Here is a 530-nt window from a genome sequence, read left to right as displayed (position 1 = left end):
CCAGGGCGTCGAGTACATATTGGCCGGCGGCACGCGTTCTGGATCCGAGCAGGCATACCACGATGCTTCAGGGCGTTTCATCTACGACTTCAATCAGAGCGATCAATCCCTGAGTATCAGCCTGGACGGCCAGCTCAGTCTGGTCATCCAAAACTACGACATCGCCATAAATTCATTGGACATCGAACTCACGAACAAAGATAACATCATGAATGGAACTTCGGGCGCCGACACCCTGCAGGGTACATCGGGTCGCGATGTCATCAGCGGTGATGCCGGCGCGGACATCTTGCATGGCGAAGGCGGCAATGACAGCTTGCATGGCGGCGACGGCGCCGATTGGGTGTATGGCGAAGCGGGCAATGACTTCCTGTTCGGAGACGCTGGCGACGACACATTGGCCGGTGGTGCGGGCAACGATTACCTGGGCGGCGGTCTGGGTAACGACGTCTTCCTCTTCAGCCGCGGTGGCGGGAGCGACTATGTCTCTGATTACGACGAAACCTCGGGCAACACTGACACCCTTCGTT

The 530-nt window shown here is 57.9% G+C and carries 1 protein-coding gene; it reads left to right on the top strand.

Translation table 11 applies throughout. From position 1 onward, the window contains the following. Positions 1-530: calcium-binding protein (locus tag AC1D0P_RS28050; RefSeq protein ID WP_477679722.1), on the top strand; the 530-nt coding region annotated here is incomplete at both ends.

This window comes from Polaromonas sp. P1_G2, from assembly GCF_056405515.1.
This window is presented reverse-complemented; position numbering and strand designations above follow the sequence as displayed.